15 protein-coding genes are annotated in these 16173 nt (G+C 70.9%); 10 read left to right on the forward strand and 5 right to left on the reverse strand.

Going from position 1 to position 16173, the window contains the following annotated elements:
• Window positions 1-37 precede the first annotated feature (37 nt).
• Window positions 38-349, reverse strand: coding sequence for a hypothetical protein (locus IDM40_RS10675; protein ID WP_193121800.1), 312 nt, complete (start codon window positions 347-349; stop codon window positions 38-40).
• Window positions 350-477: 128 nt separating this feature from the next.
• Between IDM40_RS10675 and IDM40_RS10680 the strand changes: the two genes are divergently transcribed.
• Window positions 478-729, forward strand: coding sequence for a type II toxin-antitoxin system Phd/YefM family antitoxin (locus tag IDM40_RS10680; RefSeq protein WP_193121798.1), 252 nt, complete (start codon window positions 478-480; stop codon window positions 727-729).
• Window positions 726-986, forward strand: coding sequence for a Txe/YoeB family addiction module toxin (locus tag IDM40_RS10685; RefSeq protein WP_193121799.1), 261 nt, complete (start codon window positions 726-728; stop codon window positions 984-986). Before IDM40_RS10680 ends, IDM40_RS10685 begins: the two co-directional genes overlap by 4 nt.
• A 56-nt stretch (window positions 987-1042) precedes the next feature.
• Here the strand turns inward: IDM40_RS10685 and IDM40_RS10690 are convergent, their stop codons facing one another.
• The 3 genes from IDM40_RS10690 to IDM40_RS10700 form a co-directional block, all read right to left on the reverse strand.
• A complete protein-coding gene (locus tag IDM40_RS10690; RefSeq protein WP_328806988.1) occupies window positions 1043-1867 on the reverse strand; it encodes a hypothetical protein in 825 nt (274 codons plus the stop codon).
• 265 nt (window positions 1868-2132) lie between these two features.
• On the reverse strand, window positions 2133-4205 hold the full coding sequence (locus tag IDM40_RS10695) for a coiled-coil domain-containing protein (protein ID WP_193121802.1): 2073 nt from the start codon (window positions 4203-4205) through the stop codon (window positions 2133-2135).
• Window positions 4206-4550: 345 nt separating this feature from the next.
• Window positions 4551-5804, reverse strand: coding sequence for a class I SAM-dependent methyltransferase (locus tag IDM40_RS10700; protein WP_193121803.1), 1254 nt, complete (start codon window positions 5802-5804; stop codon window positions 4551-4553).
• Between the two features lie 228 nt (window positions 5805-6032).
• Between IDM40_RS10700 and groES the strand changes: the two genes are divergently transcribed.
• The 6 genes from groES (at window position 6033) to IDM40_RS10730 (ending at window position 12944) form a co-directional block, all read left to right on the forward strand.
• Window positions 6033-6341 carry a co-chaperone GroES gene (gene groES, locus IDM40_RS10705; protein WP_017616062.1) on the forward strand — a complete coding sequence of 103 codons (309 nt, stop codon included), beginning with the start codon at window positions 6033-6035 and terminating at the stop codon, window positions 6339-6341.
• Between the two features lie 120 nt (window positions 6342-6461).
• Window positions 6462-8063, forward strand: a complete 1602-nt coding sequence (gene groL, locus IDM40_RS10710) for a chaperonin GroEL (RefSeq protein ID WP_193121804.1) — start codon at window positions 6462-6464, stop codon at window positions 8061-8063.
• 305 nt (window positions 8064-8368) lie between these two features.
• Window positions 8369-8923: a sigma-70 family RNA polymerase sigma factor gene (locus tag IDM40_RS10715; protein WP_193121992.1), complete on the forward strand. Its 555-nt coding sequence runs from the start codon at window positions 8369-8371 to the stop codon at window positions 8921-8923.
• A gap of 282 nt (window positions 8924-9205) precedes the next feature.
• The gene (gene guaB, locus IDM40_RS10720; RefSeq protein WP_193121805.1) at window positions 9206-10696 is read left to right on the forward strand and encodes an IMP dehydrogenase; all 1491 of its coding nucleotides are present in this window, start codon (window positions 9206-9208) and stop codon (window positions 10694-10696) included.
• A 177-nt stretch (window positions 10697-10873) separates the two neighbouring features.
• Complete coding sequence (locus IDM40_RS10725) at window positions 10874-11980, forward strand: GuaB3 family IMP dehydrogenase-related protein (protein WP_193121993.1); 1107 nt, start codon at window positions 10874-10876, stop codon at window positions 11978-11980.
• A gap of 115 nt (window positions 11981-12095) precedes the next feature.
• Complete coding sequence (locus IDM40_RS10730) at window positions 12096-12944, forward strand: lytic transglycosylase domain-containing protein (protein WP_193121806.1); 849 nt, start codon at window positions 12096-12098, stop codon at window positions 12942-12944.
• 74 nt (window positions 12945-13018) lie between these two features.
• Here the strand turns inward: IDM40_RS10730 and IDM40_RS10735 are convergent, their stop codons facing one another.
• On the reverse strand, window positions 13019-13402 hold the full coding sequence (locus tag IDM40_RS10735; protein WP_193121807.1) for a SpoIIAA family protein: 384 nt from the start codon (window positions 13400-13402) through the stop codon (window positions 13019-13021).
• A 211-nt stretch (window positions 13403-13613) separates the two neighbouring features.
• Here IDM40_RS10735 and glpD point away from each other — a divergent pair, with 211 nt between their 5' ends.
• Both glpD and IDM40_RS10745 read left to right on the forward strand, forming a co-directional pair.
• Window positions 13614-15335: a glycerol-3-phosphate dehydrogenase gene (gene glpD / locus IDM40_RS10740; protein WP_193121808.1), complete on the forward strand. Its 1722-nt coding sequence runs from the start codon at window positions 13614-13616 to the stop codon at window positions 15333-15335.
• 111 nt (window positions 15336-15446) lie between these two features.
• Window positions 15447-16169 carry a response regulator transcription factor gene (locus tag IDM40_RS10745; protein WP_193121809.1) on the forward strand — a complete coding sequence of 241 codons (723 nt, stop codon included), beginning with the start codon at window positions 15447-15449 and terminating at the stop codon, window positions 16167-16169.
• The last annotated feature ends 4 nt before the right edge of the window (window positions 16170-16173 follow it).

Here is a 16173-nt window from a genome sequence, read left to right on the forward strand (position 1 = left end):
GTGCGGCCGGGCCCGTGAGGAACGGGTGCGTTGGGGCTCAGGTGAAGAGGTCTTCGGGGCCCGCGACGGTGACGGCCCGCTCGACCCAGGTTTCCAGGGTCGGAACGTCCCGGCAGTTCTCGATGCGCTCGCGCGCGGAGTCCGGGACGGTGAGGCCGCGTGCGTTCAGGACCGACAGGATGCTTTGCACGAGAGCCTCCTCGCGGCCTTCCTCGCGGCCTTCCTCGCGGCCCTCTTCGCGGCCTCGGGCTGCGATTGTACGGGCGAATTCGCTCTGCCACTCGGGGGTGTCCACGGACATCAAGCCCTCCAGCTGTTCCAGGGCGGCCTCGCCGAGGCCGGCCAACACGTAGTCATAGTAGAACGCACGGCGGTCCTGGTTTTCCGACGTGAACGTCCACCCGAAACCCCTGAGCGCGGACGTACAAGATCACGTACAATCGGGAAGAGGCTCTCGATCGTCCTCGGAGGTGCGCCATGAAGACCATGAGCTACTCGGAATCCCGTGCGAACTACGCCGACACCCTCGACGCTGTCGTCAACGACCGCGAAGAGGTCGTCATCACCAGATCCGGCCGGGAACCGGTCGTCATGCTTGCACTCTCCGAGTACGAGGCGCTCAAGGAGACCGCCTACCTTCTGCGCAGCCCGGAGAACGCTCGCCGCCTGGTCACGTCCATCGAGGAACTCGAGGGTGACCAAGGGATCGAACGCGGGTTGGCCGAATGAGGCTCGTCTGGTCCCAATCCGCCTGGGAGGACTATCTCTGGTGGCAGGGTCAGGACCGGAAGATTCTGAAACGGATCAATGCACTGATCCAGGACATCGATCGCAACGGAAACCAGGGGATGGGTAAACCCGAGCCCCTGCGGCACGGCTTCCAGGGTTACTGGTCGCGGCGGATCACCACCGAGCACCGGTTGGTGTACAAGGTCAGCGGTGAGGAGATCCGCATCGCGGCCTGCCGTTATCACTACGGCAAATAGAACGGGGCCCGGCCGCGCGGTGCGGCCGGGCCCGTGAGGAACGGGTGCGTTGGGGCTCAGGTGAAGAGGTCTTCGGGGCCCGCGACGGTGACGGCCCGCTCGACCCAGGTTTCCAGGGTCGGAACGTCCCGGCAGTTCTCGATGCGCTCGCGCGCGGAGTCCGGGACGGTGAGGCCGCGTGCGTTCAGGACCGACAGGATGCTTTGCACGAGAGCTTCCTCGCGGCCTTCCTCGCGGCCCTCTTCGCGGCCTCGGGCTGCGATTGTACGGGCGAATTCGCTCTGCCACTCGGGGGTGTCCACGGACATCAAGCCCTCCAGCTGTTCCAGGGCGGCCTCGCCGAGGCCGGCCAACACGTAGTCATAGTAGAACGCACGGCGGTCCTGGTCGATGATGGTCTTCAACCCGCCGATCAGTGCGTTCAGCGTCCGGGGCTCGCGGTCGGCATGAGCCCTGGCCGAGAACACGGCCAGTTCCGGCATCGCGCGAGCCTGTTCCGGGTCGACGACGACCGGCATCTGCGCGGGCCCCATGACGATCGGGAAGACCCGGCTGTCCGGATCCCCCAAGGGGATCACCCCGTTGAACTTCTGGGCCAGCTCGTCGGTCGGGCACAGCGCGAGCAGGTAGGTCGGGCACTTGAGTTGTGCGCGGACGGTGGTGAGGTAGACGGGCCAGGTCCAGTACTTGTCCGCGTCCCAGCCGTTCTGGTGCTCGATCACCACCGCCGTGACGTTCCTGCCCGACGCACGCAGGACGATCGCCCCGTCCGCCGTGTAGGCACGGGGTTTGCTGTCGGTGCACTCGGTGGAACTGAGGAGGACCTCATGGTGTTCGGGCAGCGGATGCCCGGTCATCTGTTCGAGCAGTGCGGGCACCACGTGGGGTGCGTTCCTGAGGAGTTTCAGTGGTATCTCGTGCTCTTCACCCGGCACGGGACCCCCTTTTGTGTATGGAAGGGCGGACGACCGGTGGTCGTCGTTCAGGGATCGGGACCGCGCGAGGGGCACGAGGGCCGTTGGGTGAGGGTCCGCTCCGCGGAGCTTAGCGAGAACGCTGCGCCGTGCGCATGAGAACGCGGAAACCGGTCGCAGAAAGGCGGGGCCCGGCCGCGCGGTGCGGCCGGGCCCCGTCGGTCGAGGGTGGTTACTCGTCGTCCTCGTCGTCGTCGCGGCGCCGCTTCTTCTTGCCGTCGCGGCCCGGGCGCAGGAGCGCCTCGGCGAGCGCGAGCACGGTCTCCTCGAGGGAGGCCAGGCGCTTGCTCATGTCGTCGTGGGAGTTCTCCACCGCCTCGCTGACGGTCTCCTCGAACTCACGCCGGTCCGGGCGCTGCTTGAGCTCGCGCAGGACGGGATCCACGGCGGAGGTGACGTGGGAGTCGATCTCGTCGAGCTTGTCGGTGTTGTCGACGAGCGGGCGCTCCACCAGCTCGGTGAGGCGCCGGTGCAGCTCGCTGACCTCCATGGTCTGCGGGAGCTGGTTGAGGCGCTGGTTGAGGGCCTCGAGCCGGTCGTCGATGGCCTCCATACGCCCGTCGACGCCCTCGAAGTGCCCGCTGACACCCTCGAACTGGCCCTCGACACCGTTGACGCGCCCGTTGAGCCCGTCCAGACGTCCGTCGACCCGGTCGAGCTTGCCCTCGATCGCCTCGAAGCTGCCCTCGAAGTGCCCCTCGAAGGTGTCGAAGCGGTCGGTGAGCCGGCCCAGTTCGTGGTCGACCTTGCCGGTGATCTGCGACAGGTGCGAGTCGACCTTGCCGGTGAGGGACTCGCGCTGGCGCTCCAGCCGCTCGTCCAGGGCGGTGCGGTGCGTCTCGACCTGCTCGGTGAGCGCCTCGGTCAGGGACCGGTGGCGTTCGGCGTCCTCGTCCGCGGAACGGTCGGTGCGCTCCTCCACGAACGTGCGCAGCTCGGCGAGGTCGGCGGCCACCTTCTCGGCGTCCCCGGCGACCCGCGCGGACAGGGAGTCCGTGCGCTCGGTGAGGGTCTCGCGCAGCCGCTCGGCGGCGGCCTCGTCCTGCTCGCGGGCCTCGGTCCGGGCCAGCTCCATCTGCTCGGTCACCTCGGACAGGCGCTGGCGCAGGTGCGAGCGCAGGTCGTTGAAGGAGGACTCGTGCGTCTGGCGGATCTTGGCCAGCGAACCGGTCAGGTCCGCGACGGCGGCGGTGGACTCGGCGTGGTTCTCCTCGGCGAGGGTGCCGAGCTCGCCCACGCTCTCGGCGAGCCGGTCGTGGCGCTCCTTGGCGGCCTCGGCGCGCTCGTCCAGGCCGGTGCGCAGCGCCTCGTGGCGCTCCTTCTCGGCGGTGGAGAGGGCCTCGAGCTCCTCGGCCAGTTTGGTGGTGCGCTCGCCCAGTTCTCCGGTGTTCTCCTGCACGCGCTCCAGCAGCGTGGAGTGCTGCTCGGCGGTGCGCTCCTCGACGAAGGTGCGCAGCTCCGCGGCGGCGGTGTCGAGCTTGCCGGTGACGTCCTCGCCCAGCTGGGTGCCTGCCGCCGACAGGGCGTCGCGGGCCTCGGCCAGGGCGGTGGACAGCGCCTCGCGCCCCTCCTTGACCGCCTCGGCGAGCTCGTCCTTGCCGCTGGTCAGCGACTCGGTGATCGCGGCCTTGTTCTGCGCGAGGGTCTCGGTGAGCGCCTCGTGCCGTTCACCGGAGGACTCGCTGAGGGTGTTGAGGGTGGCCTCGACCGCCTCGGTGCGCTCCGACAGTGCGGCGAGGGCCTCGTCCAGGGAGGTCAGACGGGTCTCGACGGTCTCGCTCAGGCCGGACAGCCGTTCACCGAGCGCGTCGACCTGCTCGGCGGTCTTGTTGCCGGTCTCGGCCATGCGCTGCAGACGCGTGAGGGCGGTGTCCAGGTGTCCGGCGACGCGGTGGGTGTCGGCCCGCAGGGACGGCAGGTCAGCGAGGGGTTTGACCTGTTGTCCGACGAGCTCGATGTGCTCCGCGAGGGTCTCGGCCCATTCGGGGGGACGGGCGAGGAAGTCGTCGATGCGGCCGTCGACCTTGTCGATCGACTCGGCCAGGGAGTTCAGCTCGCGCTCGCGCAGTTCGCGCAGCAGCCACTCCATGCCCTCCAACCGCTGGCGCATCTCCTCGCTGACGGCCCCCTGGGACTTCTGCTCGGAAGTGTGCTCCTGCGCGGCCTGGGAGAGAAGGTCGCGCATCCGGTCGGAGATCCCGGCCTGACCTCCCCCGTTGAGGAAGTTGTGATTGGTCTGTTCCACCGAGGTGCTCCTTATGGTTTCGGCGCTCCCGCACACGCCCGGGGGAGTGGACGATGGTCCGGGCGGTCGGGACTCTCGATGCTCCCCGGGGCGGGCTCCGCCCCGCACAGATACTGCCGCACCGTGACGCAAGTGTGACTGAGGGTGTTAAGTGCGGGCAGGGTGACTGAGCCGGTCGAACCGCGTCGCGGGTCGCTCAATGGGGCCTTCCGGGGGAATCCATGAGAAGGGAAGGGTTCGTGTCCAAGCCTAACCAACGCGGGCCCTCCAGCCCCAGGGGACGAAGGAACTTACGGCCTTCTCGCATAACGATCCGGAACGCCCGCGCCCCAGGGCCTCCCGGCCTCACTCCACCTCGCGGCAGACCAGCGCCCAGGGGCGGTCGCCGACCCGGGTCAGGACCACCGTCGCCGCCTCCGGGCCGGACGGTTTCAGGTCGCGTCGCAGCCGCTCGGTGTCCACCGCCGACCCGCGCTTCTTGACCGTCAGAGTCCCGACCCCGCGTTCGCGCAGGGCCGCCCGCAGTTTCTTCAGGGAGAACGGCATGACCGCGTCGACCTCCAGCACCCGCCACAGCGGGGAGACCTCGGCCCGGTCGGCGGTGAAGTAGGCGATGCGCTCGTCCAGCAGGGCGCCCTCCACCTTCGCCGCCGCCTCCGCGACCAGGTGCGAGCGCACCACGGCCGGGTCCGGGTCGTACAGGAACCGCCGGGCCGCGGCCACCGGGGCCGGTCCGGCGTCGGGGTCGGCCTCCACGTGGGCGATCTCCCCCTCGCGCTCGCGCAGGCCCGGGCGCTCGTGCAGCACCGTCGCGCGCCGCCGCGGGCCCCCGGAGAGGGCCCCGAACCACAGCGCGGCCTCCTTGAGTTCGCCGTCCACCGAGATCCACTCGGCCGCGGCGTCCTCCGGCAGTACCTCGTGGGGGATCCCCGGCGCGGCCTTGAGGCAGGCCGCCTCCGACCCCTGCGCGAGCTCCACGGCCGTGCCCCACGGCGGGGAGTAGGAGTCGGGGTCGAACACACGCCCGCGCCCGCCCCGGCGCGCGGGGTCGCAGAACAGCGCCGGGTACCGCCCCGGTTCCACGGCGGTGACGTCGCCCTGCCGTACCGAGGCGAGGTCCTCCAGGCCCAGCGCCGCGATGTTGGCGCGCGCCACCGCCACCGTCAGCGGGTCCAGGTCCACGCCCTCGACCGGAACCCCGCGTTCGGCGAGGGCGAGCAGGTCGGCGCCGATGCCGCAGCACAGGTCCCCGGCCGGGTGGGAACCGGGGAGCTCCACGCCCGCGGCGGCCGTACGCGCGGCCCGGTAGTCGGCCACGCTCGCCCGGGTGGCCTGCTCGGCGCCGTCGGGGGTGAAGAACATCGAGGCCGCCCGGTCCCCGAACTTGGCCCGCGCGCGCTCACGGAGGGTGATCTGTGTGAGGAGTGCGTTGACCAGGTCGGAAACGGGTAGGCCCGGGGCCAGCGCCGTGACGGCGGGCTCCGTGCGCAGACGCGAGGCGACCGCCAGCCGGTCCTTCGCCGCCTCAGCCGGGTCGATCCCTCCCAGGACCTCCCGCCCCGCCTCGGTGAGCAACGCCTCGAACGCGGCCGCGTGCATGGATCCCCCCGTGGGCGGTGTCTGTGGTGGTGGAAGCGGGTCCCCGGTCGGGGATCACGGTCACATTTCCATTCTGGCACTCTCGGGGGTAGAGTGCTAACCGCGACGAGGCCGGTCTGGCACCCGCGACGACAGGCCGCCGCGGTCGCCCCTTTTTCTCGTAGACGGTCCGCGTCCCCGCGGGCCGCAGTGCAAGTCACCAGAACCTGTGAAGGGGGAGGTCACACAGTGTCGACCGCCACCAAGACCGTGCTGAAGCCGCTCGAGGACCGCGTCGTGGTCAAGACCCTGGAAGCCGAGCAGACCACCGCGTCCGGCCTGGTCATCCCGGACACCGCCAAGGAGAAGCCCCAGGAGGGCGAGGTCCTGGCCGTGGGCCCGGGCAAGCTCGACGACAAGGGCAGCCGCGTCGCGCTCGACGTCAACGTCGGCGACGTCGTTCTCTACAGCAAGTTCGGCGGCACCGAGGTCAAGTACGAGGGCGAGGAGTACCTCGTTCTTTCCGCGCGCGACCTCCTCGCGGTCGTCGAGAAGTAAGCCGCTGCGGCGCCACGCGCCGCACCACGGATCACGCATCCCGCATCCGGTCGGCCCTCTGCCGGGCGGGGCGGGATGCTTTCTTTCTTCTCACCACCGGCCCGACGAGGAGTCACACCCATGGCCAAGATTCTTGAGTTCGAGGACGATGCCCGCCGTGCGCTCGAGCGCGGCGTGGACCGCCTCGCCGACGCTGTCAAGGTGACGCTGGGCCCGCGCGGCCGCAACGTCGTCATCGACAAGAAGTTCGGCGCCCCCACCATCACGAACGACGGTGTGACCGTCGCCCGTGAGATCGAGCTGGACGACCCCTACGAGGACCTGGGGGCCCAGCTGGTCAAGGAGGTCGCCACCAAGACCAACGACGCCGCCGGCGACGGCACGACCACCGCCACCGTGCTGGCCCAGTCCCTCGTCCGCGAGGGCCTGCGCAGCGTGGCCGCCGGTGCGTCCCCGATGTCCCTCAAGAAGGGCATCGACGCCGCGGCCGAGCACGTCGCCAAGACCCTGGTCGAGCGCGCCGTGCCGATCGAGGAGCGCGAGGACATCGCCTACGTGGCGACCAACTCCGCCCAGGACGACCAGATCGGCGAGCTCATCGCCGAGGCCTTCGACAAGGTCGGCAAGGACGGCGTCATCACCGTCGAGGAGGCCCCGACCTTCGGGCTCGACCTCGACTTCACCGAGGGCCTGCAGTTCGACAAGGGGTACGTCTCCCCGTACTTCGTCACGGACAACGACCGCCAGGAGGCGGTCCTGGACGACGCGCTGATCCTCATCCACCAGGGCAAGATCAGCAGCCTCAACGACCTCCTCCCGCTGCTGGAGCAGGTCCTGCAGAACAAGAAGCCGCTCCTGATCATCGCCGAGGACATCGAGGGCGACGCCCTGGGTGCCCTGGTGCTGAACAAGATGCGCGGCACGCTCGACGTCGCCGCCGTCAAGGCGCCCGGCTTCGGCGAGCGCCGCAAGGCCATGCTGCAGGACATCGCCGTCCTCACCGGCGGCCAGGTCATCGCCGAAGAGGTGGGCCTGACCCTGCAGAACGCCGGCCTGGACACCCTCGGCCGCGCCCGCCGCATCACCGTCACCAAGGACGACACCACGATCGTCGACGGTGCCGGCGAGCAGAGCGAGGTCGACGACCGCGTCCGCCAGATCCGCAGCGAGATCGAGAACAGCGACTCCGACTGGGACCGCGAGAAGCTCCAGGAGCGCCTCGCGAAGCTGGCCGGCGGCGTCTCCGTCCTGCGGGTCGGCGCGGCCACCGAGGTCGAGCTCAAGGAGAAGAAGCACCGCCTCGAGGACGCCATCTCGGCGACCCGCGCGGCGATCGAGGAGGGCATCGTCGCCGGCGGCGGCGCCTCCCTGGTGCACGCGACCAAGTCCCTGGAGGGCCTGGGCCTGGACGACGACGCCCGGACCGGTGCCGACATCGTGCGCCGCGCGCTGGTCGAGCCCGCCCGCTGGATCGCCGAGAACGCCGGCGCCGAGGGTTACGTCGTCACGCACCGCATCTCCGAGCTGGAGGTCGGCCACGGCTACAACGCCTCGACCGACTCCTACGAGGACCTCACCGCCAAGGGCATCCTCGACCCGGTCAAGGTCACCCGCTCGGCCGTGCAGAACGCCGCGTCCATCGCGGGCATGCTCCTGACCACCGAGGCGCTGGTCGTGGACAAGCCCGAGGAGGACGAGGAAGGCCACGGGCACAGCCACTAGTGGCGGCAGCCGCTGAAGGCTTCGAAGCACTGTGACGTCTCAGAGCACAGTGATCAGGGGCGGGGCACCTCCGGGTGTCCCGCCCCGTCCACTACCACGGGGAACACACGATCGACAGGGTTCCAGTGGGTGGTTTCGGGTGGTTTTTGCGAAACGTAACCATTCCGATGCGTGCCATTGGAGCGGTCGGGTCCCGCACGCGGGGCATCATTTCTGACGTGACGGATGCAGGCGCCCACGGTGGCGTTGCCGCGAAGCGGCCAGGAGCGCACGGGGCCGGAGAGGCCTCCGCGCCCGACCAGGGCCTGAACCACCTGGGAACACGCGCTGTTGCGGGTGAGGACGGGGCCATGGACACCCTCCTCCGGGAGGTCCGCCCGATGGTGGTCCGCTACTGTCGTGCCAGACTGGCCCGGGTCTCCGGACTCGCCCACCACTCCGACGACGTGGCGCAGGAGGTCTGCGTCGCCCTGCTCTCGGCCCTGCCCCGGTACGAGGACAGGGGCCGCCCCTTCGCCGCCTTCGTCTACGGGATCGCGGCCCACAAGGTCGCCGACACCCTCCGAGTGGCGGGCCGGGTGGAGACGGTGCCCACCGACACGCTCCCCGAACGCGCGGACGACGGTCCCGGCCCGGAGGAGGCGGCGGTCCGGGTCATCGAGGCCCAGAAGGCCAGAGAACTACTCGACGAGCTCCCCGACCAGCAGCGAAGACTGCTCGTCATGCGAGTGATCGTCGGTCTGACAGCAGATGAGACGGGACATGTCCTTGGAATGTCGGCAGGAGCGGTACGGGTTGCCCAGCACCGGGCTATTGCTCGGCTTCGGAAGGTGGCCGTGGCGCAACGCCTCCTCCCTTGAGCCGCCCCGCCGCGCACGCTCCCGGCGCATCTGCCCCTCCCGCCCCACCGGCCCCCGCGGTTACTGCCGCCTCGGCCGCACCGCCCCCGCCCGCCGCTGACCCCCCGTCGCGAACCGGCGGCCGACGGTCATTCGTGTGTCCGTACAGTGCCCGCACACGCACGTTCGCCGAAGTGATCGGTCGAACATCCGGTTTCACCTGGGGAGCACCGGTGAACGTCCTAGTATGAGACGACACGCGGGGCTGCCGCCGAGTGAACGCCGGATAGCGGAGGTTGTGTCATGGTCCAGGAGTACAGCGACTACGGGGACAAGCTGCTCCCTCCGGGACTGACCTACGACGACGTACTCCTCGTGCCCGGTTACTCCGACCTCCAGCCGGGGGACGTCGACACCACCACGCAGCTCTCCCGCAACATCCAGCTCCGCATCCCGCTCCTCTCGGCCGCCATGGACACCGTCACCGAGGCGCGCATGGCCGTGGCCATGGCCCGCCAGGGCGGCGCCGGCGTGCTCCACCGCAACCTCTCCGCCGAGGACCAGGCCGACCAGATCGACCTCGTCAAGCGCTCCGAGGCCGGCATGGTCACCGACCCGGTCACGTGTCAGCCCGAGGACACCCTCGCCCAGGTGGAGGGCTTGTGCGCCCACTACCGCATCTCCGGTGTCCCTGTCACCGACGGCACGGGCACGCTCGTCGGCATCGTGACCAACCGCGACATGCGCTTCGAGGACGACCGCTCCCGCACGGTGCGCGACGTCATGACGACCGAGGGCCTCATCACCGCCCCGGTCGGCGTCTCCCGTGAGCAGGCCTTCGAGCTGCTGCGCAAGTACAAGGTCGAGAAACTCCCGCTCGTGGACGACCGCAACCGGCTGCGCGGCCTGATCACCGTCAAGGACTTCATCAAGAGCGAGCAGTTCCCCGACGCCACCAAGGACGCCGACGGCCGCCTGGTCGTCGGCGGCGCCGTCGGGGTGGGCGCCGAGGCCGAGGAGCGCGCCAAGCTCCTGGTCGAGGCCGGGGTCGACTTCGTCGTCGTCGACACCGCACACGGCCACTCCAGCGGCCTGGCCGACATGGTCTCCAAGCTCAAGGCCAACTCCCGCGCCGACGTCGTGGCCGGCAACGTCGCCACGCGCGCCGGCGCCCAGCTCCTCGTCGACGCCGGCGCCGACGCCGTGAAGGTGGGCGTGGGCCCCGGCTCCATCTGCACCACCCGCGTGGTCGCCGGTGTGGGCGCCCCGCAGCTCACCGCGATCCTCGAGTCCTCCCGCGCCTGCGGCCCCGCCGGGGTCCCGCTCATCGCCGACGGCGGCCTCCAGTACTCCGGTGAGATCGCCAAGGCCCTGGTGGCCGGCGCGAGCACGGTGATGCTCGGCAGCCTCCTCGCCGGCGTCGAGGAGAGCCCCGGCGAGCTCATCTTCATCAACGGCAAGCAGTACAAGGCCTACCGCGGCATGGGTTCGCTCGGCGCCATGCGCGGGCGCTCCTTCTCCAAGGACCGCTACGCGCAGGCCGAGGTCTCCACCGAGGACAAGCTCATCCCCGAGGGCATCGAGGGCCAGGTGCCCTACCGCGGCCAGCTCTCCGCCGTCGCGCATCAGCTCACCGGCGGCCTGCACCAGTCCATGTGGTACGCGGGCACCCGCACGGTCCCGGAGCTGACCGAGCGCGGCCAGCTCATGCGCATCACCAGCGCCGGCCTGCGCGAGAGCCACCCGCACGACATCAAGATGACCGTCGAGGCGCCCAACTACAACACGCGCTGACGGCCCCCAGCACTCATCACGGCAGGCGTCCGTCCCGGGAACGGGGCGGGCGCCTGCCGCTGTGTGTACCGGGCCCGGCCGTTCCCTTCTCCCGGACCGATAGACTCACCAGCGCAATCCTGCGTCGGCCCCGAGGGCCGGCGACACACGTCAGAGGGGATCGAAGCGTTGGCTCAGGTGGAGATCGGGCTGGGCAAGAACGGGCGCCGGGCCTACGAGCTCGACGAGATCGGGATCGTGCCCGCCCGACGGACCCGTGACCCGGAAGAGGTGTCGATCGCGTGGCAGATCGACGCCTACCGGTTCGAGACGCCGCTCGTCGTCAGCCCCATGGACAGTGTCGCCTCGCCCGAGACGGTGGTCTCCGTCGGTCGGCAGGGCGGTCTGGGCGTGCTGGACCTCGAGGGCCTCTGGACCCGCTACGAGGACCCCGAGCCGCTGCTCCAGGAGATCCGTGAGCTCGACGAGGAGGCCGCCACCAAGCGCCTCCAGGAGATCTACGCCGCTCCGATCCAGGAGGATCTCATCGGCCGCCGGATCGAGGAGATCCGCAGCACCGGCCTGGTGACCGCCGCCCGCCTGTCGCCGCAGCGCACCGCCCAGTACCACCGTGCGGTCGTCGACGCCGGGGTGGACATCTTCGTCATCCGCGGAACGACCGTCTCGGCCGAGCACGTCTCCGGCCGCGCCGAGCCGCTCAACCTCAAGCAGTTCATCTACGACCTGGACGTGCCGGTCGTGGTCGGCGGCTGCGCGACCTACACCGCCGCCCTGCACCTGATGCGCACCGGCGCCGCGGGTGTGCTCGTGGGCTTCGGCGGAGGCTCGGGCCACACCACGCGCTCCGTTCTCGGTGTGGCCGTGCCCATGGCCAGCGCCATCGGTGACGTGGCCGCAGCCCGCCGCGACTACCTCGACGAGTCCGGCGGCCGCTACGTGCACGTCATCGCCGACGGCGGCATGACCGGCAGCGGCGACATCGCCAAGGCCCTGGCCTGCGGCTCCGACGCCGTCATGGTCGGTTCCCCGCTCGCGCGCGCCACCGAGGCGCCCGGCCGCGGTTACCACTGGGGCAGCGAGGCCCACCACGAGGAGCTGCCCCGCGGCCACCGCGTCGAGGTCGGAACCATCGGCAGCCTGGAGTCGATCCTGCACGGGCCGGCCTCCACCAGCGACGGCTCCATGAACCTCATGGGTGCCCTGCGCCGCACGATGGCCACCTCCGGCTACAGCGACCTGAAGGAGTTCCAGCGGGTCGAGGTCGTGGTCAACCCCCACGGCTGATCTCACGGTTCGTGTCCATCGGGCGTCCCCCGACCATCGGGGGGCGCCCGATGTGCGAGCATGGGCGGGATTTCGTGTCAGAGCCCGGGGGACGACCCTTCGATGGAGGACATGCATGGGTGGCAGTGCATCCGGAACCGCCCGCAAGGGACGGGGACCGGTCGTCGCGGCCTGCGTGACCCTCGCGGTGTGCCTCGTGCTCACCGGGGGCGTGCTCTTCGTGGTCGACCGCGTCTCCACCGCCATGGGTGAGTGGGAAGCCCCCACGGGTGCGCCGGTCGAACCCTCGGACGGCACCATCGAGACCCCGCCGCGCAGTGAGATCGACGGTCCGCCGGACCGGGCCGAGGTCGCCGGCGAGGACGAGGGCGACGCCGACGAACAGGCCGCCCCCGACAGCGCCGCGACCCGCCCCGACGACGCCTGGATCGACCAGGTCTCCGACGACACCGGGATCCCGCGCCGTGCCGTGGAGGGTTACGCCGGCGCCCAGCTGGTCGTCAACGCCGACACCCCCTCCTGCGAACTGTCCTGGCCGACCCTGGCCGGGATCGGGTTCGTGGAGTCCCAGCACGGAACGTTCGCCGGCGGGGAGATCGGCGAGGACGGCACCACGACCGTCGACGTCATCGGGATCCCGCTGGACGGCACCAACAACACCGAGGCGATCCCCGACACCGACAACGGCGAGTACGACGGGGACACCGAGTGGGACCGCGCCGTGGGCCCCATGCAGTTCATCCCGGCGACCTGGGAGCGCTGGGGCGAGTCGCTGGAGGGCGGCGAACCCGACCCGCACAACATCGACGACGCCTCCCTGACCGCCGCGCGGTACCTGTGCGCCGACCAGCGCGACCTCACCGCCGCCGACGACTGGGAGGCCGCGGTGTTGGCCTACAACCGCTCCGGCGAGTACGTGGACGACGTGCTGGCCTACGCACACGCCTACGCCGACGCCTCCTGAAGCCTTCCGGGTCCGCCGGGGCCTGCGGGTCCGCCGGGGCTGCGGGACGCCCTGGGCCTACGGGCCGATCGGCGTCAACGGGCGCCGTCCTGCTCCTCCGCACCGGCCTCGATCCACGCCCACGCCGCGTCCTCGTCGCCGCCGCGGAACGAGCGCAGGTCCGTGCCGCTGACGCGGTCGGCGGCGTCGGCCAGGAACCCGAGGATGCGTTCGTCGCAGACCACCGCGATCCGGTCCACCCCGTCCCCGTACTCGCGCAGGAACTGGAACCGCTCGCGCAGCGTGGACAGCTCCGCGTGCGGCCACCCGCGCAGGCGCAGGAGCAGGCGCACCCGCCCGTGCCCGTCGACCTCCTCGCGCACCTCGCCCAGCATGCCGTCCATCTCCGCCTGGGAGATCTTGCCCTCGACCTGGTAGGCGAGGACGTTGTCGTGGCTGCTGCCCAACTTCCGGTACATGTCCGCTGGTTACCCGCGGGCTCCCGGGCCCAAGCGGGCCCCGGTGCGGGTGGGGTCCGACACAGGTCCCGCGTGTCGCCGCAGGTCAGCAGCGTGTGTGTCGTATGGGGTCTCTGGGGCGTGGGTAGCCTGATGTCGAACGGTCCGGTGGACGGGGCCCGCGGCGGGTATGCGCCCTCCAGGACACCTGTCGAATCGAAGGGACTTCCGCATGGCGACCACGTGGCTTGGACCGAAGGGCCGGGACGCAGCTCTCGCGTCCATGTCCGACGAGGAACTCGACGTCCTCGTCGTCGGAGGGGGCATCGTCGGCGCGGGGATCGCCCTCGACGCCGTCTCGCGCGGTCTCTCGGTCGGGCTGATCGAAGCGCGCGACTTCGCCTCCGGCACCTCCAGCAGATCCAGCAAGCTCATCCACGGCGGGCTGCGCTACCTCGAGCAGTTCGACTTCGAGCTCGTGCAGGAGGCCCTCCAGGAGCGCGGGCTGCTGCTGACCACCATCGCGCCGCACCTGGTCCGCCCGGTGCCGTTCCTGTTCCCGTTCAGCCACCACTGGGAACGCTTCTACATCGGCGCCGGCGTGACGCTCTACGACACGCTCGCGCACACCTCCCGCAACAACCGCGGGCTCCCCTCGCACCGGCACCTGTCCCGGTCCGGCGCCCTGCGTGTGTTCCCCGCGCTCAAGCGCGACTCCGTGGCCGGCGCCGTCCAGTACTGGGACGCCCAGGTCGACGACGCCCGCTTCGTGAGCACGGTCCTGCGCACCGCCGCGGGCCTGGGCGCGCACATCGCCTCCCGCGTGCAGGCCGTCGGGTTCCTGCGCGAGGGCGAGCACGTGGTCGGCGCGACCGTCGAGGACCTGGAGAAGGGCGAGGAGAAGCAGATCCGCGCCCGCCAGGTCGTCAACGCCGCCGGTGTGTGGACCGACGAGATCCAGGAGATGGTCGGCGGGCGCGGTCAGATCCACGTCAGCGCCTCCAAGGGCATCCACCTGGTGGTCCCGCGCGACCGCATCCAGGCCTCGTCCGGGATGATCCTGCGCACCGAGAAGAGCGTGCTGTTCGTGATCCCGTGGGGTCGCCACTGGATCATCGGCACCACCGACACCGCCTGGGACCTCGACAAGGCGCACCCGGCCGCGAGCCGTGCCGACATCGACTACGTGCTCGACCATCTCAACAAGGTCCTGCGCACCCCGCTGACCCGCGACGACGTCGAAGGCGTCTACGCGGGCCTGCGTCCGCTGCTGTCGGGTGAGTCGGACGAGACGTCCAAGCTCTCCCGCGAGCACACGGTCGCCCACCCGGTTCCCGGCCTCGTGCTCATCGCCGGCGGCAAGTACACGACCTACCGCGTCATGGCCAAGGACGCGGTGGACGCCGTCGCACACGGGCTGGGCGGTGCCCTGCCGCCGTCGGTGACCGACCGGCTGCCGCTCGTCGGTGCCTCCGGCTACCAGGCCCTGGTCAACCAGCGCCACCAGCTGGCCCGCGACTCGGGGCTGCACGTCTCCCGCGTCACGCACCTGCTGCGGCGGTTCGGCACCGCCACGCGCGACCTGCTCCAGATGGTGCGCGAGCGCCCGGACCTGGGCCGTCCGCTGGAGGCCGCCGAGGACTACCTGCGCGCGGAGATCGTCTACGCGGTCGAGGCCGAGGGCGCCCGCCACCTCGACGACGTGCTCACCCGCCGGACCCGCATCACGTTCGAGACCTGGGACCGCGGGATCGCCGCCGCCGAGGAGGCCGCGCGTCTCATGGCCGAACCGCTGGGCTGGTCCGACGAGCAGGTCGAGCGCGAGGTCGAGTACTACCGCAAGGGCATCGAGGCCGAGCGCGCCGCCCAGGAGCAGGACACCGACCAGGAGGCCGACGCCGTACAGCACGGCGCCCCGGAGATCGTCCCGGAGGCCGAGGTCCGCCGGGGCTGATCCGGGGCCGCGTGTGGCCCACGGCACAGGTCATGGCTAGTGTGTGCACGAAACACGCCCTGGGGTGCGGTAACGACACACCGCACCACGTAACCGGAGGATCCGGACGCCATGATCAAGGTGCTGCTCGTCGAGGACGACGTACGCCTCGCCGACGCCCTCGCCGGAGCGCTGGAGACCAGCGGCTTCGAGGTCGCCCAGGTGCGCACAGCCGCAGGGGCCCTCGAGGCCGCACCGGTCGACGTCGTCCTGCTCGACCTGGGCCTGCCCGACATGGACGGCATCGAGCTGTGCGCCCGCCTGCGCGACCGGCACGACTTCGGCGACACCGCGATCATCATGGTCACCGCCCGAGGCCGCCAGCGCGAACGCATCCGCGGGCTGAGGTCGGGGGCCGACGACTACGTGGTCAAACCCCTCGCCATCGAAGAGCTCTGCGCGCGCATGGAGGCGGTCCTGCGCCGAACCCGGCCCCGGCACGACCCGGCCGTGCGGGTGGGGCCCCTCCGCCTCGACCTGGACGCGCGCACCGTGTCCGGGGCCGAGGGGCCCATCGAGCTCACGCGCAAGGAGTTCGACCTGCTGGCGGTCCTGGTGCGGGAGGAGGGCGCCGTCGTCTCCCGTGAACAGCTCCTGTTGCGGGTGTGGCGCACCACCTGGCCCGGCACGCTGCGCACCCTCGAGGTGCACGTGGGGACCCTGCGCTCCAAGCTCGGCGTCCCCGGGCTCATCGAGACGGTGCGGGGCGTGGGGTACCGGATCGCCGCGGCCGGCCCCGCCGACGCTGCTGCCCCCACCGCTGCCTCCGGGCCCGTCCGTACCGGGCGGTCCTGACCAC

The sequence above is a fragment of the Nocardiopsis coralli genome (genome assembly GCF_014892575.1).
Lineage (GTDB): Bacteria > Actinomycetota > Actinomycetes > Streptosporangiales > Streptosporangiaceae > Nocardiopsis > Nocardiopsis coralli.